We start from the raw sequence: 24,568 nt of genomic DNA on the forward strand, positions 1-24,568 counted from the left end.
GTAAGGTAATCCGAAACCTTGCACCTCCTTGTGAAGATGCGTCGGCTTCCCTTCAGGAGAGCGAGCGCGCAGCGGGTCTACAAGGGTTCAGAGCGTCGTACCAGCCGTTTGGCCGGTGCGGCGCTCTTTTGTTTTGGCTGAAATAGAGAGAGTTTTTGGGAATATCATGGAAAAGGAGTAAAGAATTATGAAACCTAAGCGTTTGATCAGCTTATTGGTTGCGGTCTGCATGATGATCACCATGCTGCCCCTGTCGGCAGTCACGGCATTTGCAGAAGACACGTCAGCGCCAACTGGTACAGCCAGCTATGGCGATTACGAGTATGACTATACGATAAATACAGAAGACGGTACTGCAACCATCACAAAATTTCGTGCCCTTGTTGATGGCTCCTACGACATCACCATACCCACAGATTTTGGCAGATTCCCTGTAACTGCTATCGGCGATGATGCCTTTAGAGGTTGCTCTGCTCTGAAGAAGGTCACCATTCCACAAAGCGTCACTTCCATCGGCGATTCTGCCTTTGCAGGTTGCCACAACTTGGACTCTGTTACCATCAATGACGCTGCCACATCAATAGGAAACCGGGCCTTTACGGAATGCCCTCTTACAACAACGCTTTCATTAGGTAAAAAAATTACGACGATCGGCGATGAGGCCTTTTATGATTGCCGTGGTCTGACGAGCGTCACCATTCCACCAAGCGTCACTTCCATCGGCAAGAAAGCCTTTCTCCAATGCATTCATCTTAAAACGCTTTCGTTCGGTGAGAATATTAAGACGAATATTGAGACGATCGGCGATGATGCCTTTTATTATTGCATTGAGCTGGAGAGTGTCACCATTCCACAGAGCGTCACTTCCATCGGCAATGATGCCTTTGGACAATGCCATGACTTGCAATCTCTTACCATCAAGGACGCTGCCACATCGATAGGACACCGGGCCTTTTTAGGGTGCACTTCTCTTGAAACGATTTCGTTAGGTGAGAATATTAAGACGATCGGCTATCATGCCTTTAATTCTTGCACTTCCATTAATCTGACGAACGTCACCATCCCGGAAAATGTAACAACCATTAGACCTGGTACCTTTGACTATTGCACCCATCTGGAATACATTATGCTCCCTGCTGGATTGACTTCTTTCCAAGACAGTCTGAAAGGTTGTCCAGCTGGGAACCCCAATGGTGCCATCTACTACAAAAACTACAAGGCCGCCGCAGATGCTCTGCTTGCAGACAATGATGACAATTCTAACATTGATGCCAATGATAAACTGAGAAAACGCAATTTTCTTTACCTCTGCAAGGTGACCTTTGATGCCAAGGGCGGCGAACTGAACGACGACGCTGAGGTGCCGGTTTATAAGACCGAAAAAATCACTGATACCAAGGCAAACGATCTGACTGCCATCCATGATCCCACCCGTGCGGGTTACAAGTTCACCGGCTGGTACACCGCAGATGACCAGCCCTTGAATGTGAACGAAATAATTACGAAGGACATCACCTTCTATGCCCATTGGGAGCTCGCCCCCAAAGCTCCGGTCTGCCACCCGCTGACCTTGAAGGACGGCGTTATCACCAGCGTAACAGTGCCCGGCAAGGATGGTGCTGACCCCGAGGATATCACCGAGATCGTTAAAAAGAATGCCAACGAGGACGGTTCCTTTAATGTCCCCGAGGGTGCAACGGTGAGTGTTGCATTTGATAAGGATGCTTTTGCAGATAGCGGTCTGAAATTTGGCCACTGGGATATCACCGGCCTGGATGATCCGAACGCTTATCAGGATAAGGAAAGCTTTGACTTTGAGATGCCTGCAAAGGCCGTGACCCTGAAAGCCATGACACAGGATGCATCCATTGAAGATGACGAGCCCGATATCGTTGGCCCCATCGTGATCGGCACTACTGTTGTTGTCGGCGGTGCAGTGCTGGGCTATCAGGCCTATTCTCTGGGTGCTGAATTTGCAGGCAAGCTGATGGCTCTGCCCTACTTCCCCAGCAACCGCAGCGCCCTTGCCATGATGCTGTGGGAGGATGCAGGCAAACCCATGCCCGAATCCGAACTGCTCTACCCCGATGTAGGGCAGGAAGAGCGGGATATGGACCTGCAGCACGCCGCCCGCTGGGCCATGGAGAATGAGCTTATCCCTGACCTGAATGATGAGGGCACGGCTCCGGAAGAGATGAAGTTCTTCCCGGCCAATCCCGTAAGCAAGCTTGATGTGCTGAATGCATGGCAGAAAGCACAGGAGCTCAAGAACAACTAACGCCATCCCCGAATATTCCCAAATATACGTAGAAGCGCCTCATCCTTCACCGGATGGGGCGCTTCTGCGTTGTAATGTGTCGAATTTTCTGTTATACTGTACTTGTCGGCCTTCCGACCTCGATCTATAAGAGGAAGGGGGTGAGTTTTATGAACTTTATAATCTCTTTTACACTGTCCGTCGCAGCGGGTGTAGTCAGCTATTACATCTGCAAGTGGCTTGACGACCAGTTCAAGGCCGGTAAGCACTAATCCTTAGCAAGCAGGAAGCCCCCTCGGTATTCGCACTACCGCGGGGGCTTCTTGTTGCTACTTGGTGAGTTTTATGAACTGCAACCAATCTCTTTTACAGCTTTATTATATGCTGTATCGCTCAAAAAGTCAAGCAGATTTTGTTTTGCTCACGCCCACAGATCCTCGGGGTACAGACCCTCCTGGGTTTTCTGGGCGATGGCGGCCACCACGGTGGGCTTATCCTCACGGTAGGTCACGCCGTACCACTTATCGGTGCTCTTGAGCACGGTGACCGCTGCCTTGCCCTCATCGATGAGCTCGCTGGCCACGGTGGGCAGGAAATACTCGCACTTGAGGGGGTTCTGGGGCAGATTCTCACGCAGCCAGCCTGCAAAGCGGCGGTCGGCCTCGTCCAGGAAGCTCTTGCCGAAGCCCCACAGGTTCATGCTGACAGGTGCTTCCACCGGCAGGTCATCCGTGCCCTCACCGGTGAGGGAGGTGCAGCGGATGCCGCCCTCATAGGTCTCGATGCCGGTGCGCTCGGTCACGCTGTGCAGGGTGCCGTCCGGGTTCACCACGCAGACACCGCGGGAGACGGTGCCGTTCTCAGAGACGGTATTTTTGAGCAGGTAGCTCACCATGCAGTAATCGTAAACTGCGCCGTCCTGATGGGTGGACAGATACTCATAGATGACCTTGAAGGCCTCGGGGCCGTAGTAATCGTCCGCGTTGATGACAGCGAAGGGGCCATCAATGAGGTCTTTTGCGGCCAGCACGGCGTGGCAGGTGCCCCAGGGCTTGACACGGCCCTCGGGGATGGTGAAGCCTGCGGGCAGCTCATCCAGCTGCTGGAAAGCGTATTTCACGTTCATGCCCTGAGAGACGCGGTCACCGATGGCGGCTTTGAAAGCCTCCTCGATCTCGTGCTTGATGACAAAGATCACGGTCTCAAAGCCTGCACGGTGGGCATCGTACAGGGAGTACTCCACAATGGGCTGGCCCTTGGGGCCCACCGGGTCGATCTGCTTCATGCCGCCGTAACGGCTGCCCATGCCGGCAGCCATGACCACCAATACCGGTTTGTTCATTTTTCTTTCCTCCTGCGTCAGTGCGCTGTTCTTTGCGTCTATTATACTCCAAATTTTCCCGGGCAACAAGGGACAGCTTTTCCTTGAATTTTTGCATGGATTCTCACCCGCTGCCGTGATAGAATAGAGGCAATGGAGTTTCCGCAGAAAAGGAGAATGCTTATGTCAACCAAAACTGTCTGGATCACCGGCGCGTCCTCCGGCATCGGGCGGGAGTTTGCCCGCCGCTATGCCCGGCTGGGCTTCCGGCTCATTCTGACCGCCCGCCGCCGCGACCGGCTGGAGACCCTTGCCGCTGAGCTCCGGGCGAAACACGGCACCCTCTGCCGCATCGTACCCGCCGACCTTGCGCAGGATGCGCAGGTCACCGCCCTGTGCGAAGCACTGGCAGACGAACGCATCGACCTGTTCATCAACAACGCGGGCTTTGGTGCCTGCGGTGCCTTTTCCGAGACGGACGCGGGCAAGGAGCTTTCCATGCTGCGGGTAAACGTGCTGGCCATGCACCGGCTGTTCAAGTTCACTCTGCGCAAGATGGAAGCCCAGGGCTTCGGCACCATCCTGAACGTGGCATCCTCGGCGGGCCTGCTGCCGGGCGGGCCCTATATGGCGGGCTACTATGCCTCCAAAGCATACGTTGTCAGCCTGACCCGCGGCGTGGCTGAGGAGCTGCGGGAGCAGCACAGCCCGGTCTATGTCTGTGCCCTCTGCCCCGGCCCCGTGGACACCGAGTTCAACGACCGCGCCGATGTGGTGTTCGCCCTCAAGGGCATCACCCCGGAGCTCTGCGTGGAGGAAGCCATGCGCGGGATGCTCCGCCGCAAAACCATCATCGTGCCCAGCACCCTGATGCGCCTTGCCACCACGGCCCAGAAGCTCGTTCCCACGCCCCTGCTCATGCCCATTCTGGCCCACCAGCAGAAGAAAAAGCTGGGCTGATGGCCGCTTGACAGCGCACCGCCGCTCATGTATTTTAGAGGTATCCGAAAAAACAGGAGGAATGTCCCATGAAAATTGCACTCATCAACGAAAACAGCCAGGCCGCCAAAAACGGCATCATTGAAGCCGCCCTGAAAAAGGTGGTGGAGCCCATGGGCCACGAGGTGGTCAACTACGGCATGTACACCGCAGAGGATGCCGCCCAGCTGACTTATGTTCAGTGCGGCATTCTGGCCGCCATCCTGCTGAACAGCGGCGCGGCCGACTACGTCATCACCGGCTGCGGCACCGGCGAGGGTGCCATGCTGGCCCTGAACAGCTTCCCCGGCGTGATCTGCGGCCATGTGGAGGACCCCGTGGACGCTTACACCTTTGCCCACGTCAACGACGGCAACGCCGTTTCCATGCCCTTTGCTAAGGGCTTTGGCTGGGGCGGCGAGCTGAACCTCGAGTACTGCTTCGAGAAGCTGTTCGGCTTTGGCCACGGTCAGGGCTACCCCAAGGAGCGCGTTGTGCCCGAGATGCGGAACAAGGCCATTCTGGATGATGTGCGCGCCGCCACCTTCAAGCCCCTGATCGAGTGCCTGCAGAGCATCGACCAGGACCTGCTCAAGGGAGCCATTGCAGGCGAGAAGTTCAGCAAGCTGTTCTTCGCCTCCTGCAAGGACGAGCAGCTGGCCACCTACATCAAGACCCTGCTGTAAGCGGAAGCAGCAGGATATATTTTCAAGCGCTTTGCACCCGAAGAGCCTTTTCTTTTTTGAGAAGGCTTTCCGGGTGTTTTTTTGTCATTTTTTACATTTCTCAATTGAAATTTTGTCGATTTCAACAATTGACGATATATATATATATATAATGGTTATAGACAAAATTCATCGAGTTTCGACACTCTTTTGCTGCTTCATGGAGGTGAAGCCAATGGCCGGAAAGCTCTGCCCGAACTGCAAACAATTCACATTTTTCAAAACAGTTGGTGAAAACCGTGAGTGCACCAAATGTGGGTACAAAATGGTCGTTCCGATCCAAAGCAAGGGCCGCGGCGAACGTTGCCCCAACTGCGGAAAACTGACTGTACAAAATCAGGGTGGAAGGAAGTGCTGCACAAACTGCGGCGCAACCTTCAAAGGAGGAAAAAATGGCTAAAACCAAAGTTACAATGCCGGATGACCTGAAGAGCAAGTGCGCCGCTGTCATTCACACTGCCACAACAGCTGCCGCCGCTGCAGGTATTATCCCGATTCCTATGGCTGACACCATTCCCATTACTGCCGCTCAGATTACCATGATTATCGGCTTGGGGCATATCTTCGATATTTCTCTTTCCGAAACGGCAGCCAAATCCATTTTGGGTGGTACAATGGCAAGCCAGACCGGGCGTGCTGTATTTTCTGGCATTATCAAAGGCATTCCCGGTGTCGGAACCGTTGTGGGCGGTGTCATCAGTGCTGGCACTTCTGTTGCATTGACCGAGACCCTTGGCTGGATCGTTGCGGAGGATTTCTATAAAAAGAGCCTCGATCCGACAGCAGAGAGTGTTCTCGATACGGCCAATACAGTTATGAACGGTTTCAATGACTTTACCGGAAGCGTAAATTCTCAGGCTCGTGCATCTGCTGCGGCAAACGCTGCCGCCACTGCAAAAAAGACCAAAAAGCGCTTCTTCTAAGTACATCCTATAAGTAAAAAGCCGTAACGCAGTTTCGATTGTGTTACGGCTTTTTTGGCTTAATTTTTCTTCAATTGACTTTTCCCCGGAAACCGGATACACTAATCCTATCCAAACACATCCTGCTCACCCTGAAAAGGGCGGTTTATGATACGAAACACGAGGAAGTCTAATATGGCATGGTTATACCATTTCAATCAGATCGTCACCCACGGCATGGAGGGGTTTCTGGAGACGGCGGTGCCGCTGATCTCCGGGTTGGCTGAGATCATCGGCCTGTTCATCATCGTCACCAGCCTTGTCAAGGCCACCTACCACTATGTGCGGGTCACCTTTTTCCATGGCCAGCACGATTTCCTCCACGAGATGTCCAGCGGCCTGACCACGGCGCTGGAGTTCCTGATGTCGGCGGAGATCGCCAAGACCTTCCTGTTGCAGAATCTGGAATCGGTGGTGCCGCTGGCGGCCACCTTTGCCCTGCGGGCCATGATGAGCCTGATGCTCCACTGGGAGATGGAGGGCGGGCACCGCTCCGGCCGCAAAAAGGAAGAAACGCCCGCCGGTGAGGCTGAGAAAAAGAATGACTTATAAAGTTTCCCTCTTTTTTCTCGGTTCTGGGTTGTGTAAAACGTAAAAATCGTGCCCCGGCTCTTGACAGTTTTGCACAAAGGGGCTATACTCGTGCCATCGAAAGCAAAGGCGCTGACGGAAGTGATTCCGCCAGCGCCTTTTGTGTTTTCGCTGGATATTGCTCGGGAGGAATAGAGGGCCTCCTGAACAAGGCTCCCGCGCACATTCGGTGCGGGGAGCGCATTACAAACCGGGGAGGTATTATAATGTTCAGTTCCATAAACACCTGTTGGGTGCTGGTTGCGGCATTCCTGGTCTACTTTATGCAGGCCGGTTTTGCGCTGTGTGAGGCGGGCTTTACCCGCGCCAAAAACACCGGCAACATCCTGATGAAAAACATGATGGACTTCTGCATCGGCACACCGTGCTACTGGGTCATCGGCTTCGGCCTGATGTTCGGCGGCACAAGCGCGTTGATCGGCGGGTTCGATCCGTTCATTCAGGGCGATTACAGCCACCTGGGGCTTGATATCCCGCTGTGGGTGTACATCGTGTTCCAGACCGTGTTCTGTGCCACGGCAGCCACCATCGTGTCCGGCTCCATGGCCGAGCGCACCAACTTCAAGGCTTACTGCGTTTATTCCGCTGCCATTTCGCTGGTGGTCTACCCCATCTGCGGCCACTGGATGTGGGGCGGCGGCTGGCTGCAGAGCATGGGCTTCCATGATTTTGCCGGTTCCGCAGCCGTTCACAATGTGGGCGGCGTGATTGCCCTGCTGGGTGCCGCAATGCTCGGCCCCCGCATCGGCAAGTACGATAAGGACGGCAACCCCCACGCCATTCCCGGCCACAACCTGACCGCCGGTGCGCTGGGCGTGTTCATTCTGTGGTTCTGCTGGTTCGGCTTCAACGGCGGCTCTTCCCTGAGCCTTGCCACCGATGAGGCTATGACCCTGACGGGCCTTGTCTGCTTCAACACCAACCTGGCCGCTGCCGTTGCCACCTGTGTGACCATGATCTTCACCTGGCTGCGCTACGGCAAGCCCGATGTTTCCATGACCCTGAACGGCTCTCTGGCCGGTCTGGTCGCCATCACCGCAGGCTGCGACGCGGTCTCTCCTTTCGGTGCCTTCATCATCGGCTTCGTGGCCGGTATCCTCGTTGTCCTGAGCGTTGAATTCTTTGATAAGATCGCAAAGATCGATGACCCCGTGGGCGCTGTCTCCGTTCACTTTGCAAACGGCGTGTGGGGCACCATTGCCGTGGGCCTGTTCTCCAACGGCGGCGACGGCGTGGGCAAGGGCCTGTTCTACGGCGGCGGCTTTGCACAGCTGGGCACCCAGCTGCTGGGCCTTATCACCGTTGATGTGTACGTTGTGGTCGTGATGTTCATCATCTTCAAGATCATCGACAAGACCATCGGCCTGCGCGTCCCCGCTGAGGTGGAGATCGACGGCCTGGATATCCACGAGCACGGCCTGGCTTCCGCTTACGCCGGTTTCTCCATCTCCGATGCCAACGCCGCTGCCATGGTGCCCAACGAGAACACCGATCTGGGCGAGGATGATGCCTCCAAGGCAAGCGCCGTGCAGATGAACGCTGCCGTGCCTGTGGTCAAGGAGCCTGCCGTCATCCACGATGGCATCTACGACACCGGGATGCACAAGGTGTCCATCATTGCAAAGCTCTCCAAGTTCGATCCGCTCAAGACCGCGCTGAACGATCTGGGCGTGACCGGCATGACCGTGACCCAGGTGATGGGCTGCGGCATCCAGAAAGGCACCACCGAGAAATACCGCGGCGTGCCTGTGGACAGCACCTTGCTGCCCAAGATCAAGGTCGAGGTCATCGTTTCCAAGATCAGCGTGGACGCTGTGGTGGATGCCGCCAAGAAGGCCCTGTACACCGGCCACATCGGCGATGGCAAGATCTTTGTCTACAACGTGACCCGCGTGGTAAAGATCCGCACCGGCGAAGAGGACTTTGCCGCCCTGCAGGATGTGGAGTAACGCTCCGCACAATTTCAACCGCTGTCCCGCTTTGAAAGCGTGACGATATTTGTTCTCCTTGTTCTCCTTTTCCTTTTTCTGAAATCCATTCGGCAGAACCCCTGCTTCCTCCGCACAAGGAAGCAGGGGTTTGTTGTTGTCGTCACGATGTGAGCCCCCCTGCAATGGTTCCGGGTTGACATCCCCGTGCGGGCGTGTTATTTTGGAGTGTAAAATTTTCAGTTTTTTTGTATCAGGAGTTTCTATGAGCAACTTGAATGATTTTAACCGCGAGGCCAAAGCCGCCCTGTGGGTGGTCCTGCAATGGCTGCTGCTGGCCGTGCCCACGGGTCTGGTCTGCGGCGCAGTCGGCACAGCGTTCCACCTGAGCGTGGAGTACGTCACCGAGCTGCGGGCCGCGCAGAGCTGGCTGCTGCTCTGCCTGCCGCTGGCGGGCCTTGCCATCGTGGCACTCTACAAGGTCACAAAGTGCGAAGGCGTGGGCACCAATAACGTCATCCGCGCCGTGCAGAGCGGCGAGCCGGTCAGCCCGCTGCTGGTGCCCGCCATCTTTCTGGGCACGGTGCTCACCCACCTGTGCGGCGGTTCTGCCGGCCGCGAGGGTGCCGCTTTGCAGATGGGCGGCAGCATCGGCTGGAACGTGGGCAAACTGCTCCACCTGAGCGATTACGTCCGCCGCACCGCCACCATCAGCGGGATGGCCGCGTTCTTCTCCGCCCTGTTCGGCACCCCGCTGACCGCTGCCCTCTTCGCCATGATGGTGGAGGACGTGGGGCTGACGTTCACTTCGGCCTTTATGCCCGCGTTCACGTCGGCACTCATTGCTTACGGCGTATCCCTATTCTTCGGGATCGCCCCGACCAATTTTGTGCTCAATTCCATCCCGCACCTGACGCTGGAAACCGCGCTTCAGACCGCCCTGCTGGGCATTGCCTGTGCCGCCGTGACCCGGCTGTTCTGCTGGACGCTTCACACCCTGGAACATGGGATCCCCAAACGGATCCCGAATCCCTGGCTCCGGGCTTTTGCGGGCGGTGCAGCCGTGGTAGCGTTCTCGTATCTGTTCGGTGTCGGGCGGTACAACGGGGCCGGAATGGCCGTCATTGCCGATGCCGTGGAGCAGGGAGCCGCGCTGCCCTGGGATTTTCTGTGCAAGATCTTCCTGACCGCCCTGACCCTGGCAGTAGGCTTCAAAGGCGGCGAGGTGGTCCCAAGTTTCTACATCGGGGCGACCTTTGGCTGCATCGCCGGGCCATGGCTGGGCCTGCCCGCCGGGTTTGCCGGTGCCATCGGTCTGGTCTGCGTGTTCTGCGGAGCCACAAACGCCCTGATCCCCTCCATCCTGCTGGGATTCGAGCTGTTTGGCGGGCAGGGGCTGGAGCTTATTGCGCTGGGCTGCGGCGTGTGCTACATGCTCTCGGGCCACCACGGCCTCTACAGCAGCCAGACCTTTGTCACCAACAAGCTGCGACCGGAGTACGCCTCCCACAAGTGGCGGGTCAAGCTGAAGAAAAAAGAAGAATGATTTTTCGCAGATTTTCGCCGCGGAGAGCTTGATTTTTTGCCGCCATCGTGCTACAATCAGCGTAGTTTCATCCTGACCAAAGCGATGATGCGGACAAACCGAAGCTCGTTCCCCATGACGCAGAGAGGGTTGCCCCGGATACCGGGTGCTGCAAGCAGCCTGCCGTGCATCGGGCTTCTACCACCGCAGAGCGCAGAGGAGAACCTCTGCCGGGTGCGCCCGTTACAGCACAGCGAGTGGCGTGTTCTCAAGGGCACGCAATTCGGGTGGAACCGTGGAACGCGTGAAATCTTCAGGCGCTTCATCCCGTAAATTTGAGCGGGATGGAGCGCTTTTTTGTTTTAACTTTCATCAAAAGGAGAACCACTATGAAGATCATCTACAAAGACGGCCATGTGGACGAGTGCCCGCAGGACCAGGAACTGCATGTTATCCGCCACACCGCTGCTCACATCATGGCACAGGCCATCAAGCGCCTGTACCCCGAGGCTGACTTTGCCTTTGGCCCTGCCACCGAGAACGGCTTCTACTACGATGTCGATCTGGGCGACACCAAGCTCACCGATGACGATCTGGCCAACATCGAAAAAGAGATGCGCAAGATCTGCAAGGAAAATCTGGCCATCAAGCCCTTCATCCTGCCCCGTGACGAGGCTGTGAAGCTGATGGAGGAGCGCCAGGAACACTACAAGATCGAGCACATGGCTGATCTGGCCGACGAGACCGAGTTCAGCTTCTTCCAGCAGGGCGAGTACGTTGACATGTGCATCGGACCCCACCTGACCTACACCAAGGCGCTGAAGGCCTTCAAGATCACCCAGCAGTCCGGCGCATACTGGAAGAACGACAAGGAAAACAAGATGCTGACCCGTATCAACGGTGTGGCATTCCACAATCAGGAAGAGCTGGAAGCCTGGGAAAAGGAGCAGCAGGAGGCCCGTGAGCGCGATCACCGCAAGATCGGCAAGGAGATGGGCCTGTTTATGACCGACGACCTGGTGGGCCGCGGCCTGCCCATGTTCCTGCCCGCAGGCTACACCGTCTGGCAGGAGCTGGAGAACTATATCAAGGAGAAGGAGCGTGCACGCGGCTACCTGCACGTGATGACCCCCTGCATCGGTACCGTGAACCTGTACAAGACCTCCGGCCACTGGGATCACTACCGCGAGAACATGTTCCCCGCCATGGAGATGGAGGGTGAAAGCTACGTCCTGCGCCCGATGAACTGCCCCCACCACATGATGATCTACGCAAATCGTCCCCACTCTTACCGTGACCTGCCCATGCGCATCGGTGAGATCGCACACGATTTCCGCTACGAGTCCTCCGGCACCCTGAAGGGCATTGAGCGCGGCCGCCACTTCTGCCAGAACGATGCCCACCTGTTCTGCACTCCGGAGCAGATCAAGAGCGAGGTCGCCGATGTCTGCAACCTGATCTTCGAGACCTACAAGGATTTCAAGATCACCGATTACCGCTGCGTTCTGTCCCTGCGTGACCCCGCCGACAAGAAGAAGTACCACGACGACGATGCCATGTGGAACCACGCCGAAAACGCTCTGCGCGAGGTGCTGACCGAGCTGGGCATCCACTTCACCGAGGAGATCGGCGAGGCCGCCTTCTACGGCCCCAAGCTGGATGTGAACGTCAAGCCCGCCGTGGGTGCTGAGTATACTCTGTCCACCTGCCAGCTGGACTTCTGCCTGCCCGCAAAGTTCCACCTGACCTATGTGGACAAGGACGGCTCCGAAAAGACCCCCGTTGTCCTGCACCGTGCGATCCTGGGCTCCCTGGACCGCTTCATGGCCTACCTGATCGAGGAGACCAAGGGCAAGTTCCCCACCTGGCTGGCACCTGTTCAGGTCAAGGTCCTGCCCGTTTCCGAAAAGACCCTCGAGTATGCGGAGAGCATCACCGAGAAGCTGGTGGAGGCCGGTGTCCGCGTGGCTCTGGACGACGACAACCAGAAGATCGGCTACAAGATCCGTGCCGCACAGCAGGTGGACCGTGTGCCCTACATGCTGGTTCTGGGTGCAAAGGAAGCCGAGGCTGGCAACCTCTCTGTCCGTGACCGCAAGGGCGAGACCACCACGATGGAAGTGGATGAATTCATCGCAAAGGTCACCGAGGAGATCAAGACCCGCAGCTACAATACCTGATATTGTAAAAATAGAGCTGCAAAGTGAAGAGCATCCAAACGAAGAAACCATTGCTGCCATGATGGAAGCCGAGCGCATTGCGCGAGACCCCAATGTAAAGCATTATACGGATTTGGATGAACTATTTGCAGATTTGAAACGTTAAATGAACAGCGCCGCTTTCCCATGACCGGGAGAGCGGCGCTGTTCGTTTACTGATTTTTTCGGTCTGCCCACGCACGGACGGCGGAGTAGAGGGCGGCGAAGACAAGCCCGGCCACGGCCCAGATGATCCAGCTCTTTTCCCAGTTGTTGTTCCAGAAGCTGACAGCGAGGTACACCGCCGTTACAAGACACCAGTAGGCCCCGGCAAACCAACCGACGCGGCGGTTCGTCCACTTTTCGCGGACGGTGTATTCCCCCGTTTGCAGCAGCTTATCAAAGCTGCCCTGGGTCATCCCGGCCCGGATGAACAACTGTACTGCACCGGCCACAATGGCCAGCAGCAGGCCGACTGCGGCAGCGACCCAGAAGTCTGGTACTCCCAGCATGGCCGTACCCAGGATCGGCACCACGGCCAGCACACAGAGCACCACGCCCTGGGTCATGCTGCGGCGGTAGGTGGGCGCATACTCCTGTTTCTGCCGCTCCACGATGCCCTCCACACCATAGGCAAGGGCGATCTGCTCTTTTTCCAGATATTCAAACGCTTCCAGCCGGATGGCGGCGGGCAGGATGAGCAGCAGCCCCAGCGCGACGAAGAGCAGCAGGAAGATGACACCGAGCCCTGTCATCCGCTCTTCGCTGGGTGTACCATCGCTCCATGCGCCCAGAACAAGCAGCGTGATGGGGCTGAGGATGCACAAGCTCACACCCGCCGCCATCTTTCCATGCACGGCCTGCACCGTGCTGAGATATGCGTTTGCCTCGTCAAATGAGACGGTGCGGCAGGGTTCCGTCACCCGCTCTTCCTTCGGCAGCGGGGCCGTGGCATCGGGCTGTTCCAGCTCATCTTTTAATAAGTAGTCGGTGCTCACTTCAAACAGAGCACTCAGCTTCAGTATTTTATCCAAGTCGGGGATGGACATTCCGGTATCACATAGTTAAAGATATTGGTATCATTCAATCAATTTTGCCGATAAAGCGGTAGAAGATTTCTACCTCCTGTTCCCGGCTTCCGTCCTCACCTTTGACCGCTTCATGGACAACGATTTTTTCAATCAGCATATTCAAAAGTTCGGCGGTCAGTTCTGTTGGATTGACGCACTCTTTCATCAAGGCAATCCATTTTTCTGCGTCTACGGCGTTCTGGCTTTCAGTGGCGATAGCGGATTGAAGCTGTTCAATCTTTTCGTCCAGTTCAGCCTGTTCGCTTTGGTACTTCCCGGACAGCATAGAGAAGTTGTATTCCGTGATACGCCCCGCCGCCCAGTCCTCATACATCCGGGCAAACAAAGTATCGACTTCGGCTTTTCGCTTCTCTGCCTTTTTCAGTTCTGCGGCCTGCTTCTTTCTTGCGGCAGCCTGTCCCTTATCAGTGGCATTTAACAGCTGCTTCAAGAGCCGTTCTTCATCATGCTGTACCAGCCCCGACCAGTATTGCAGACGGGAGAGGACATAGGCATAAAGCACATCATAACGGATATAGTGCATGGAGCATTGGCGTGTGCCCTGCCCGTACTTGCTACAATGATAATGGCCGTAAGGCTTGCTGTTCTGCCTGTTCTCCCCATAGGACAGCGACCAGCCGCAATCCGCACATTTTACCAATCCGGAAAAAATCTGCGTTGTACCATCCTTGCACTTCCTGCGGCGGTTTGCTATCTGCTCCTGTACCTGCCGGAAAACCTGCTCGCTGATAATCGGCTCCTGCGTGTTCTCCACCCGCACCCATTCACTTTGGGGCTTGCGTACCCTCCGCTTGTTCTTAAAGGAAATGTTCGTTTCTCGGTAATGAATGGTATGGCCGATATAGGTTTCGTCTTTCATAATGCTCTTGACCTGGGCTATCGTCCATGCGTAGCTTTTTTCCTCCGGCGCACCCGCATAGATGTTTGCAAAAGTCCCGTCACGCTGGAAGTTGATAAATCCCGGTGTGGGAACCTTTTCCGCAATCAGTATTCTTGTGATACTGGCCGCCCCTCTGCCATGAATAGCAAGGTCAAAAATCTTCTCCACTATCCAGCGGGTTTCCTCGTCGATTATCAGCTTGTTTTTGATTTCCGGGTGTTTCCTGTACCCGATGGGAGCATAGGCGCCGATACGCTGTCCTGTGGCAAACTTTGCTTTGAAAGCGGCCTTTACCTTGCGGCTTGTATCTTTCGCAAACCATTCATTGAACAGGTTTTTGAACGGGACGAAATCGGAAAGCCCTTTCTCTGTGTCCTCATTCTCCGCAACGGCGATGTAGCGCACCCGTTTCTCTGGGAACAAAAATTCCAGATAGTAGTCCATCATCACATGTTCCCGCCCGAAACGGGACAGGTCTTCTTGTGTCAAGTAGGGACTAAAAAAATTTTGAGAATTTACAAGACGTTCATAGGTGGACAACCACCCATGAACGGCTTGAGTTTTCTCTATGCTCTTTTGCCGTTCTTTGTGCGACGTTTCTTATACGCCGCTTCAAACGCCTCCATCATCGGAGTGACCGGAAGCTCGTTGTCAGGCTTGGACAGATACTCGAACCGGATGCCGTTCTCCCGGAACTTTCGCTCAAACCTCATGAAAGAGGAAGTGTCCCGGCTGATTCGCGAGGTGTCGCGGGTGAGGATCGTACCGATGTCCTGACGCTTTGCTTCGTTCAGCAGGAAGTTCATGATACCTTCCGTATGGACGCCGGAGATGCCGTCTGCCGCCACAGCAGCAGCCACCTCATAGCCTTTGTCCTTCGCATAGCGTTCCAGCTCTTCCCGCTGGTCTGCTGCCGCAAGCTGATCCGCACAGGCAACGCGGATATAAAGAAATACTTTCATTTGGCTTCTCCTTCTGATGTAGTGAGGAAGTCCTTGAACTTCCAGACGATTTCTATGTTGTCAAGATCGTAAATGTAGACCGCAGAAATGAATGCGTGGGTCAGCTCATAGGTCAGAGCTTTGCAGTCGGCGTACTGTTCGCAGACCGCATCCAGCTTTTCATCTGAACAGGCGGTCTCGGAGTCAAGCTCCTTCATCCGCTCGTGACTGCGCTGGATTGCTCCATCGTTTTCAGCAATCTTCACATCCGCTGCCGCCTTCTGCTGAATGTACGCCTCCTTCGTGATGCTTCCGGCTGCATACTTCTCGTAGAGCCTCAGCTTGGACGCCTTGTGCTGCTCGTTCTGCTTTTGCAGAGTGCGGATTTTATCAGCACATTCCTTGATGGCAGATTTCCGCAGATCACCGACTTCGCGGTTCTGTATTGCTTCCTTCTGTGCCAAAGCAAGAAACTGAGTAAGGGCATGGAAGACAACCTTCTCAATATCCATTTCCGGAAAGCTCCTGCCAACCGGACAGTCTGTGTTTCCGTTGTTGACCGAGTGAATGCACTGGAAGTATCGAATGCCAGCCTTGTTCTTTCGGCGTGTCATAGCACGTTTACAGTTACCGCAGCGGACGAGTCCCTTGAGCGGATAGTCATGCTGCTTGCGCGTGGGATTCCGTCCTCCGCCTCGAATGACCTTCTGAGCAAGCTCAAAGTCTTCCTTGCTGATAATAGCTTCATGCGTTCCTTCTACGATAATCGGCTCATTGACAACACGCTTTTTTGAGCCGACACCGCAGGACTTCATTTTGCGGCTGACCAGTGTTCCGGTGTAAACAAGGTTTTTGAGGATGTTGTAGACCATCACGGTTTCCCAACTGATTTTCTCGCTCATGTTACTGAACTTCTTCTTGTCGGGATGCTTGCTCTTGAAGTATTGCCCCGGCGTCGGGATGCCGTCATCATTCAGGCTGCGGGCGATCTGAGAGGTGTTGCTGCCTTCCAGCGCCTCGCGGAAAATACGACGGATCACATCAGCCGCCTCCGGGTCTACGGCAAGTTTGTTCCGAATGGTGGGATGCAGGACGTAGCCGTATGGGGCGTAGCCACCGACATACTTGCCCTGCTTCATCATCTGGATTTTTGCCGATGTGGTCTTTACGGAAAGGTCTTTGCTGTATGCGGCGTAGATGATGCTGCGCATAACCACTTCCAGACCGCCCGTTGTGCCTTTGTAATCGTCACTGTCATAGCCGTCGTTGATGGAAATAAAGCGGACGCCCATGAATGGAAAAGTGCATTCCAGATAGTTTCCCGTTTCAATGTAGTCACGAGAAAAGCGGGAAAAGTCTTTGACGCAGATCAGGTTAATCTCGCCGCGCTTGACCTTCTCCATCATCTGCGTGAACTGAGGACGGTGAAAGTTCGTGCCGGTATAACCGTCATCCGCAAACTCAGACCGCTGACAGTGAGACAGCTCCAGATGATTGTCAAGAAAGCGATTGATGAGCATACGTTGGTTGCCGATGCTGTCACTTTCCGCCTTGCTGCCATAGCCGGTATCTTCATCAGCCATTGAGAGGCGGATGTAGATGCCGATGTTGTATTCCTTGCTCATTTACATCGCCTCCTGTACTTCCTTGATACTCTGAACGGTCAGAGCGTAAATATCGCCGTATTTCATAACCAGCTCGATTGAGCCGTCCTCATGGACTTTCACAAGCTCTACGGACTCGTCAACCAACTCCTGAGAGAGCATCGTTGCACCGCTGACGGATTTCATCAGCGTTAGCCACTTGTTGTCCTCGGACATTGCCTCGGCAAACTTTACCTTCCGCTGAACCGCTTCATCCAACCGCCGTGAAAGATCGACATACTGCTCATCGTAGGCTTTCTTGGCAAAGGCGTATTCCTCTTCATCGAGAATGCCTTCCGTGAAGTCCTCATAGAGCCGAGTACGCTTCTTGGAGATGCCGCTGAGTTTCAGATTCAGGCTTGTGATGAGCGCATTCTGTTGATCGCGGATGCTGCGTTCGCCTTCGCTGTTTCTCAGTTTGGCAAGCAGCTTGTCGTAATTGAGAGCCGCCTTGACTTGAAGCTGGATCGCAGCAAGCACATCTGCTTCGAGTTTGTCCTGCCGCGTATAGTGCGGCGTACAGAGATTGCCGCGCTTGACGGATGAGCTGCACTCATAGAAGGCGTACCATGCGCCGTCCTTACGCTTGTCAACACGCTTGCGATGGAAATAGAGCTTCCTGCCGCAGTCTGCGCAGACGATTTTGTCTTCAAAGAGATTGATCAACGTAGCGCGGATTTCTTCCGTGCGCTCCATCTTCTCAACCCTTGTCCTTGCAGCAGCGTTCCGCATTTCTCGTACCTTCTGGAAGTCCTCACGGGAGATAATCGCTTCGTGAGTATTGGGAAAAACAATCCATTCCTCGCGGTCGATATGCTGATTTTTGACGCCCTTGTAGATAGCGTTCAGCGTCCGTCCGAGAACGGTATCTCCGACGTAGTGGGGATTATCCAGAATGGTAGTGAGTGAAGACTTGTTCCAAATCTTTTTCGCCGTAGCATTGCCTGTGCGGACGCCAACCTGATACTTCTGAAACTCCGGATTGGGCGCGTTCATTGCATCAAGCCGATCTGCAATCGCAGGAAGGGACAGCCCTTCAATCTTCCATTGGAAAATCCTCCGGACAATCGGTGCGGTTTCCTCATCGAAGACCATATTGCTGTGTTCTTCATCCCAGCGATAACCATACGGGAGATTGCGCTTCTTGAACTCTCCACTTTCCATCTGTGCCTTGAGCGCAGTAGAAACCTTGCGGGAGATGTCCTTCGAGTAGAGGGTGTTGATCATGTTTTGCAGAGGGATGATGAGGCTTTCGCCGGAGCCGTCCGCATCAAAGTTGTCGTAGTTCTCTTTGATAGCGATAAACCGAAGCCCGATCTGCGGAAAGACCCGTTCCAGATAGGTTCCTGCCTCAATGTAGTCTCGCCCGAACCGGCTGAGATCACGAACCACAAGGCACTTGATTCTGCCGGTGCGGATGTCGTTCATCAGACGGTTGAACTCCGGTCTGTCAAAAACCGTACCCGTTCGTCCGTTGTCCACATAGGTATCTATCAGATTCAGATAGGGACGCTCTGCAATATAGGACTTGCAAATCTCAATCTGATTTGCGATGACATCCACCTTTTCGGACTTGCCGCTGTTTTCAACGGAAAGACGGGCATAGATGGCTGTTGAGAAGACCTCGGAAGAGACAGATTCGATAACCGGCTCTTCGACTGCAATTTGCTTTCTGCTTTTTCTTGCCATTTGCTCATCCCTCCTTTATACGGCAATATCCAGCTCGTCGGCATAGCCGAGAACGTATTCAAGTGTCTGCTGGTATTCGTCCTTGTACTTAAAGACGATTTCGATTGCATGGTTTTCGTGAATCAGAATGCGGTCAACCAGCGACATCAGCACACGGCGGTTCAGCTCTTCGACGTTTTCATACTGCTTGAAAAGCGTCACCCAGTTTCGTTCGGTCGTGCCGGTTGTCACCGTTTGCTTCATTTCTTTTTTGACCCGCAGAAGTGCCTCCTGTTTGTCCTCAATGATTTTGGTGTAGCTGCTGCGGAACTCGAAGTATTCCGATTTATCAATGACGCCGCCGATGAAGTTCTCGTAAAGCCCCAGCTTGAGCTTTTGATACCGCTCAATCTCTTCCTCGATTTTTGCAATCTGGGCTTCGTAATTGAAAGCCTTACGGCTCTGAGACGGAAGCCGCTCTATCATCGCAAGCGCGTGTTCCAGATTGATGACAAGCTCGATCTGGTCATGAATAGCACGGAAGACCTTCTCTTCAACCTCTTTTGCGGCGATGCTGTGCGGGCTGCACGTCCGGCTGTGCTTATTGGTGGAGCAGACGTAGTAGATATACTTTTTTGTCTTCGACGGGACGGTCTTGCGGATCATTGGCTGCTGACAGTCTCCGCAGAACAGGAAGCCGGAAAACAGATGCGCCTCGTCCTGATCGGGTGAACAGCGCATATCTCTCTGCATCATGACCTTGACCGCCATGAAGTCCTCGTAGGAGACAAGAGCTTCATGCGCGTTCTCAACCTTGACCCATTCGGATTCATCCTTGCTTTTCACGACGCGGACTTTGTAGTTGGGAGTGCCGCGCTTGCCCTGAGCCAGAACGCCGATATAAACCTCGTTGGTGAGAATACGCTGGACGGCTTTGTATGTCCATTTTGCGGTATCGCCGGTTTTGAAGACGGTATCAAACTTCACACCGGCGGAATGCTTATATTCCATTGGGGACAGGACGCCCATCTGGTTCAGACGCTTTGCAATGCGCCCAATGGAGAAGCCGTCCTTGTACATGGAAAAGATCATCTGTACATATTCGCTGACCGCTTCATCCACGATGAGCTGGTTTTTGTTCTCCGGCGATTTCATGTAGCCGTAAGGCGCGAACGAGCCGACGAACTCACCGCTCTTCTGCTTGACTTCCAGACTGCTTCGGATTTTCATGGAGATGTCCTTGCAGTAAGAATCGTTAATCAGGTTTTTGAACGGGATAACAAAGGAGTCGGACTGCGGATCACCGGTCAGACTGTCATACGCATCATTGATTGCGATGAAGCGTATGCCGAGCTGCGGGAATATCTTCTCAATGTAACGTCCGCCGTCGATGTAGTTTCTTGAGAAGCGGCTGAGATCCTTGACTACAATGCAGTCAAGCGCACCTTTGCGGATTGCCTCTTCCAGCTTTTTGAACTGAGGACGATTGAAGGAAACGCCGCTGTAACCGTCATCCACAAACGGCTCACAGACAAGCTCCAAATCCTCATGCCTTGCGATATAGTCCTCGCAGATGGCTCTCTGGCTGGCGATGGAGTTGCTTTCAACTTTATCTCCATCCTCACGGGACAGACGGCAGTAGATCGCCGTGCGGTAAACCTTGTCTGGCATAAAAATAACCTCCGTTTTTCTGTTTGGTGTGGTACATCAAATCAGAAAGACGAAGGCTTGCTTCAACTCTTATGAAGAGGAACACGAAAACGCCACATGACCATCAGGGCAAGCGGCTTAATCCGTATTCTTCTTTTTTGACCGATTTCATTATACCACAGGCTCAATCGCTTGTCCATAGAACCGGGTGAAAAGATTCAGACTGTTCATAAATCAGAGACCTCTCAGATAGTGTTCCAGACAATCTTCCATTGTCGTGTCCGTCTCGGCGAAGCTGATCTTCACCACAGTTTTTCCGTCCAGATAACAATAGGGATTTCTGATCTGCTTGATGAACTCCCTCAGCCTGTCCTCTCGCAGTGCCGCAGGATCAAGCCGGATGCTGCTTCTCTGAACGAGTGTGTTACGGTCAACCGTTTTCGGGCTGACGTTTTTCATTGCTTCAATGCCCATCATATTCTAAGCACCTCCTGTTTCGTGGATTATTCAGGACAAAAGGATATGGCAGAGCATCTTGTGAAGACACTCTGCCACATAGTTTTCATCCTGAAACTATATAGTAAGTTTCTTTTGGGTTTGTTTCATTGTCCGGCATATTTGCAGCTCGCGCCCCTGCCAGAAGAACTTTGCAGTTCCGGGAATGCTGCGGACTACCAATGGTCAATCGGTATCATGGGACTCTCACCCCTCCGAGGAACGCTCCGAGCCGCCCATTCAAAGAAAAGACGGAAGTATCATTATACCCGGCATCTGCATCGTCGCAAGCAGCCGCACCACACGACTGTTATAGCTCTCCGGAGGTCGCTCACTCCCTTTCGGGAGGTCTTGGCGTCGGAAGCTGTGTTGCTTCGCAGAAGCGGAAAGATCCGCAGCACTGAACTATTCAGTTTTCAAGGAGCAGTGAAGTGGTCTGATTGACCCTTTCACTTTACAACGGACATCTTTTTGCCGTTTGTTGAGTACCTCTCAAAAAATTCTTTGAAATTTTTTCTGCACCGCTGCTTTGAGGTCAAATGCAGCTCTGATGCCGATGCCTTTCCTCCGGGCAAACTCTCGAAGAGTCAGTCCTTCACGGGTCATCGCAAGATACAATTCGCGCTGCTTCTCGGTCAGAATAGAAAGAAGCTCCTTCTCTTTGAGGGCGGTGATCAGTTCCTCCATGCAGTCGCGGGAGTCTGCCAGCCATGCAGCGGACTTCACATCGTCCTCCGGCATAGCGTCAAGGGACAGCACGGTATCAGAAATTTTCTCTGCGCCGTCCTCATCCTCAGAGGTGTTGTCAGAGCCATACGAGCGTCTGATCCGCTTTTCCTCTGCGCGAAGGATTCTCATAACCTTGCGGTCAACCTCGGAAACTTCGCCGGTTCGTTTCACGCGCACCATGCACTTGCCGTCCTCCGTAGTCCATAGGTCGTAATCGAACGCGATAGGGGTCTTAGGGATTTTCATTGTTCATCCTTTCCGCTGCGCGGGAGCAGCGGGAAGGGTGAAGACAGAAAAAGAGCCGCATGACGGTGAGGTTTGAATCCCATGCCGATAAAACAGAGCAATTAAACTCTGTCTCATGCGGCATTAGGATGACTTCACCTATCAGGCGGCTCCACAGCTCAGCTATGACATATATTTTATTTTAGAACAGAGGCTTGTCCTCCGGTTCTTACTTGGTACGCGGTCGCAGTCTTCTCATATTCAGCACATCAAAGACTGTGATCCGCCCGCATTTCTTGCACTTGGATTCTACATGACCCCTCGTGTCCTCGTAGACAGCAATGGCATTATGCTGACAATACGGACATTTCAGGTATCGGGGCTTCTGCTGGGAAATGGCAACTCTTGCCCTGCGGATTTTTTCGATCAGCTCCGGCGTCGGTTCCTGAACCCGAATGGATGCTCTCTTCATTACCACACCTCCAATGGGTCAACATACTCACTGAATGGACGATCTACCATGTAGCCGAGCTGACGAAGGCGGATAGACGCCGTTGTCTTGGAGACACCGAACAACCGGCAGAAAAGGCGCAGCGTTAAGTGATCACCATACGAATACCTCCCCTCGTAATTGATCAGCGGCGTTTCTGCAAACCGACGCATTGCCAGGTCAACCTCTTTTTGAGGAAGCAGGATCGCCGCGCCCAAGACATTTGCTTGCCACTCGTTCCAGTCCTCGCGGGTTTTCAGCTCTCGCGGCGTATAGGCTGTCCGTGCGGAATATTTCATTTCGCAGGACGCCTTTACCTCTTCCGATTCCAGTTGGAAGAGAATCTGATGGGCGCACTCGTGGGCAAGGGTAAATCTGCGCTTGGCGCAGAGCCGCTGCACGTTGCCGGATCGAATGAAGCTCTCGTCCAAGATGACCTGATTACGCTTCAAAGCCAGTGTGCGCGTAATACCAAGTTCCGTGATCTTGTACTCAGTGTTGGCATAGGCAGTGACACCGCAGATGCTTCCGTCCGGCGAGAGACGGGCGAATGATACGCGAAGACCGAGATAGTTCTTTGCAAACTGATCAATGGGTGTTGGCAAAGCTGATCGGTCGGGCTTGTCCGCCTCATCCCCGAAAAAGAACCGGTTGAAGTCCTTCGTTGTTGAGGCTGCAATTTCTTCAAGTTGGCGCTGGGATAAAATCATGAGCAGTTGTCCTCCTTTGCTTCGACGAACCACTTGTCTCCTTCGTGGAAAAGAAATGACTCCTTTCCGCGAATCTGAACTGTGTAACGGATGCCTCCGCCCCCAACCTTTTTGGATGTGGCGCGGCATTTGTATAGAATCTGGTCGATTTGAAAGATTACACCGTTGTCCCACCAGATAAGGCGAGGGAGGATTGCCCCCTCCTTGTCCACATCCAGCGTAACCGGGACGTATGCTTTTCTGTACTGTGTAGCCATTTCTGTTTTTCTCACTCCTGTTCCCTCATACCGGTGTATGCCGGTACGGATGATCTTCGGCAGCATAAATGCCTGTCCATTTGAACTGCTCAAAAGATGTAACTTTTTCGTGTACAACTACTCATGCCCCTTGACAGGATGAGCAATTCAGGATATACTATGAGTAGTTGGATTGCTCAGTCATTATTATACGCACTTCAAGTGCCTTTGTCAATAGACTTGCGCAATTTGATGTCGCAAACTTTTTGTGAACAGGAGTGATTACCAAAATGACGTTTGGAGAGAAATTCAAGGCTGAACGGGAGAAGCGGAAGCTGACCCAGCAGGAAGTAGCCGATGCACTGGGGATCAACAGGCGTATGATTACCCGGTACGAGAACGGCATTTCCTTTCCCCGTACCAAGGACGCTTACAGAAAAATCGCGGAATACTTCAAGGTGGATGTGAACTATCTGCTGACCGAGGACGAAGAGTTTGTGGTTCAGGCATCCGAGCAGTACGGCTCCCGTGGCATGAAACAGGCAAAGGACCTGATTGAAGGGATGTCCGGCTTGTTTGCGGGCGGTACGCTGTCTGAGCAGGACAAGGATGCGGTGATGAAGGCGTTGCAGGATATATATTGGGAATCCAAAGCCCGGAATGTTGAGAAATACACGCCGAAGAAATACAAGAAGACCGGTACGGACGCAGAGGAATAACTGTCTGCGTCTCGGTTTCTTGACGGATTTACTTTGACTGTTTTCAACATGAAAGGGGTGAAGGTCCCGTGATAATTCGCTCCGAGGAAATATACAAAAAGGCGAACAGCATTGTCAAAAGCTGTGGAACAAGAGATACCTTGAAGATTGCCCGTGAGCTGGGCATTCATCTCCATTTTCTTGACAATCTGAACGATCTGCTCGGAATGTACACCTACCGCCATAAAGAGCGGCATATTCTTCTGAACTCCAACATGGAGTATCTGATCATGCAAATGGTTTGCGGTCACGAGATCGGGCATGATACCTTTCACCGTGATCTTGCCAAAGGAAACGAACCGCTCCCGGAGTTCGTGCTGTTCGATATGCGCACAAAACACGAATATGAGGCGAATGCGTTTGCCTCACACCTGATCATTGACGATGATGAGCTGATTGACCTGATGAAGCAGGACTACGATGTGGTGCAGCTCTCGGCTGCAATGGGAACAAACATCAACCTGATGCTGATAAAGCTCAACGAACTGAACCGCATGGGCTGGCAGCTCAACTTGCCTTATGTACCGCACTCTGACTTCCTGAAAAATGTCAGACCGGAGGGGTGAA

21 protein-coding genes and 1 pseudogene are annotated in these 24,568 nt (G+C 53.8%); 11 read left to right on the forward strand and 11 right to left on the reverse strand.

Features of this window, described 5'->3' with window-relative positions:
- The first annotated feature begins 187 nt into the window (after positions 1-187).
- Positions 188-2,278, forward strand: a complete 2,091-nt coding sequence (locus GXM22_RS14180) for a leucine-rich repeat protein (RefSeq protein WP_005934715.1) — start codon at positions 188-190, stop codon at positions 2,276-2,278.
- Positions 2,279-2,678: 400 nt separating this feature from the next.
- Here GXM22_RS14180 and GXM22_RS14185 read toward each other — a convergent pair whose 3' ends face one another.
- Positions 2,679-3,599, reverse strand: coding sequence for a nucleotidyltransferase family protein (locus GXM22_RS14185; RefSeq protein WP_035394642.1), 921 nt, complete (start codon positions 3,597-3,599; stop codon positions 2,679-2,681).
- Positions 3,600-3,761: 162 nt separating this feature from the next.
- On the opposite strand from GXM22_RS14185, the gene GXM22_RS14190 reads away from it, so the two are divergent.
- The 8 genes and pseudogenes from GXM22_RS14190 to GXM22_RS15480 all read left to right on the forward strand — a co-directional run.
- Positions 3,762-4,538, forward strand: coding sequence for an SDR family NAD(P)-dependent oxidoreductase (locus GXM22_RS14190; RefSeq protein WP_035394644.1), 777 nt, complete (start codon positions 3,762-3,764; stop codon positions 4,536-4,538).
- Between the two features lie 68 nt (positions 4,539-4,606).
- Positions 4,607-5,242 (forward strand): RpiB/LacA/LacB family sugar-phosphate isomerase, encoded by a 636-nt coding sequence (locus GXM22_RS14195; RefSeq protein ID WP_005934719.1) that lies wholly within the window; start codon positions 4,607-4,609, stop codon positions 5,240-5,242.
- 431 nt (positions 5,243-5,673) lie between these two features.
- Complete coding sequence (locus GXM22_RS14200) at positions 5,674-6,204, forward strand: DUF697 domain-containing protein (RefSeq protein WP_005934722.1); 531 nt, start codon at positions 5,674-5,676, stop codon at positions 6,202-6,204.
- A gap of 174 nt (positions 6,205-6,378) precedes the next feature.
- A complete protein-coding gene (locus GXM22_RS14205; protein ID WP_035394646.1) occupies positions 6,379-6,795 on the forward strand; it encodes a DUF1622 domain-containing protein in 417 nt (138 codons plus the stop codon).
- Positions 6,796-7,040: 245 nt separating this feature from the next.
- Entirely contained in the window at positions 7,041-8,783 is a 1,743-nt protein-coding gene (locus GXM22_RS14210) for an ammonium transporter (protein ID WP_005934725.1), read from the forward strand.
- A gap of 244 nt (positions 8,784-9,027) precedes the next feature.
- Positions 9,028-10,308 carry a chloride channel protein gene (locus GXM22_RS14215; RefSeq protein WP_005934728.1) on the forward strand — a complete coding sequence of 427 codons (1,281 nt, stop codon included), beginning with the start codon at positions 9,028-9,030 and terminating at the stop codon, positions 10,306-10,308.
- 368 nt (positions 10,309-10,676) lie between these two features.
- Positions 10,677-12,467, forward strand: a complete 1,791-nt coding sequence (gene thrS, locus GXM22_RS14220; RefSeq protein ID WP_050762810.1) for a threonine--tRNA ligase — start codon at positions 10,677-10,679, stop codon at positions 12,465-12,467.
- A pseudogene (locus tag GXM22_RS15480) lies at positions 12,436-12,612 on the forward strand (type II toxin-antitoxin system RelB/DinJ family antitoxin); the annotation flags it as partial. The gene thrS and the pseudogene GXM22_RS15480, both read left to right, overlap by 32 nt.
- Positions 12,613-12,658: 46 nt before the next feature.
- Here GXM22_RS15480 and GXM22_RS14225 read toward each other — a convergent pair.
- The 10 genes from GXM22_RS14225 to GXM22_RS14275 form a co-directional block, all read right to left on the reverse strand.
- On the reverse strand, positions 12,659-13,534 hold the full coding sequence (locus GXM22_RS14225) for a hypothetical protein (RefSeq protein WP_005934731.1): 876 nt from the start codon (positions 13,532-13,534) through the stop codon (positions 12,659-12,661).
- A gap of 34 nt (positions 13,535-13,568) precedes the next feature.
- Positions 13,569-14,903, reverse strand: coding sequence for a recombinase family protein (locus GXM22_RS14230; RefSeq protein WP_005934732.1), 1,335 nt, complete (start codon positions 14,901-14,903; stop codon positions 13,569-13,571).
- A 119-nt stretch (positions 14,904-15,022) separates the two neighbouring features.
- Positions 15,023-15,418, reverse strand: coding sequence for a recombinase family protein (locus GXM22_RS14235; RefSeq protein WP_005934733.1), 396 nt, complete (start codon positions 15,416-15,418; stop codon positions 15,023-15,025).
- Entirely contained in the window at positions 15,415-17,022 is a 1,608-nt protein-coding gene (locus GXM22_RS14240) for a recombinase family protein (RefSeq protein WP_005934734.1), read from the reverse strand. Before GXM22_RS14240 ends, GXM22_RS14235 begins: the two co-directional genes overlap by 4 nt.
- Positions 17,023-18,729, reverse strand: coding sequence for a recombinase family protein (locus GXM22_RS14245; protein ID WP_005934735.1), 1,707 nt, complete (start codon positions 18,727-18,729; stop codon positions 17,023-17,025). It lies immediately after the preceding gene.
- 15 nt (positions 18,730-18,744) lie between these two features.
- A complete protein-coding gene (locus GXM22_RS14250; protein WP_005934736.1) occupies positions 18,745-20,379 on the reverse strand; it encodes a recombinase family protein in 1,635 nt (544 codons plus the stop codon).
- Between the two features lie 213 nt (positions 20,380-20,592).
- Positions 20,593-20,835, reverse strand: a complete 243-nt coding sequence (locus GXM22_RS14255; RefSeq protein WP_005934737.1) for a DUF6870 family protein — start codon at positions 20,833-20,835, stop codon at positions 20,593-20,595.
- 510 nt (positions 20,836-21,345) lie between these two features.
- Positions 21,346-21,828: a hypothetical protein gene (locus tag GXM22_RS14260; RefSeq protein WP_005934739.1), complete on the reverse strand. Its 483-nt coding sequence runs from the start codon at positions 21,826-21,828 to the stop codon at positions 21,346-21,348.
- 450 nt (positions 21,829-22,278) lie between these two features.
- On the reverse strand, positions 22,279-23,007 hold the full coding sequence (locus tag GXM22_RS14270; protein ID WP_005934742.1) for an ImmA/IrrE family metallo-endopeptidase: 729 nt from the start codon (positions 23,005-23,007) through the stop codon (positions 22,279-22,281).
- Positions 23,004-23,330: a hypothetical protein gene (locus tag GXM22_RS14275; protein WP_005934743.1), complete on the reverse strand. Its 327-nt coding sequence runs from the start codon at positions 23,328-23,330 to the stop codon at positions 23,004-23,006. The genes GXM22_RS14270 and GXM22_RS14275 overlap by 4 nt, the downstream gene beginning before the upstream one ends.
- Before the next feature lie 203 nt (positions 23,331-23,533).
- Here GXM22_RS14275 and GXM22_RS14280 point away from each other — a divergent pair, with 203 nt between their 5' ends.
- Both GXM22_RS14280 and GXM22_RS14285 read left to right on the forward strand, forming a co-directional pair.
- Complete coding sequence (locus GXM22_RS14280; protein WP_005934745.1) at positions 23,534-23,962, forward strand: helix-turn-helix domain-containing protein; 429 nt, start codon at positions 23,534-23,536, stop codon at positions 23,960-23,962.
- 140 nt (positions 23,963-24,102) lie between these two features.
- On the forward strand, positions 24,103-24,567 hold the full coding sequence (locus GXM22_RS14285) for an ImmA/IrrE family metallo-endopeptidase (protein WP_223385148.1): 465 nt from the start codon (positions 24,103-24,105) through the stop codon (positions 24,565-24,567).
- Position 24,568 lies beyond the last annotated feature (1 nt).

The sequence above is a fragment of the Faecalibacterium duncaniae genome (genome assembly GCF_010509575.1).
GTDB lineage: Bacteria > Bacillota > Clostridia > Oscillospirales > Ruminococcaceae > Faecalibacterium > Faecalibacterium duncaniae.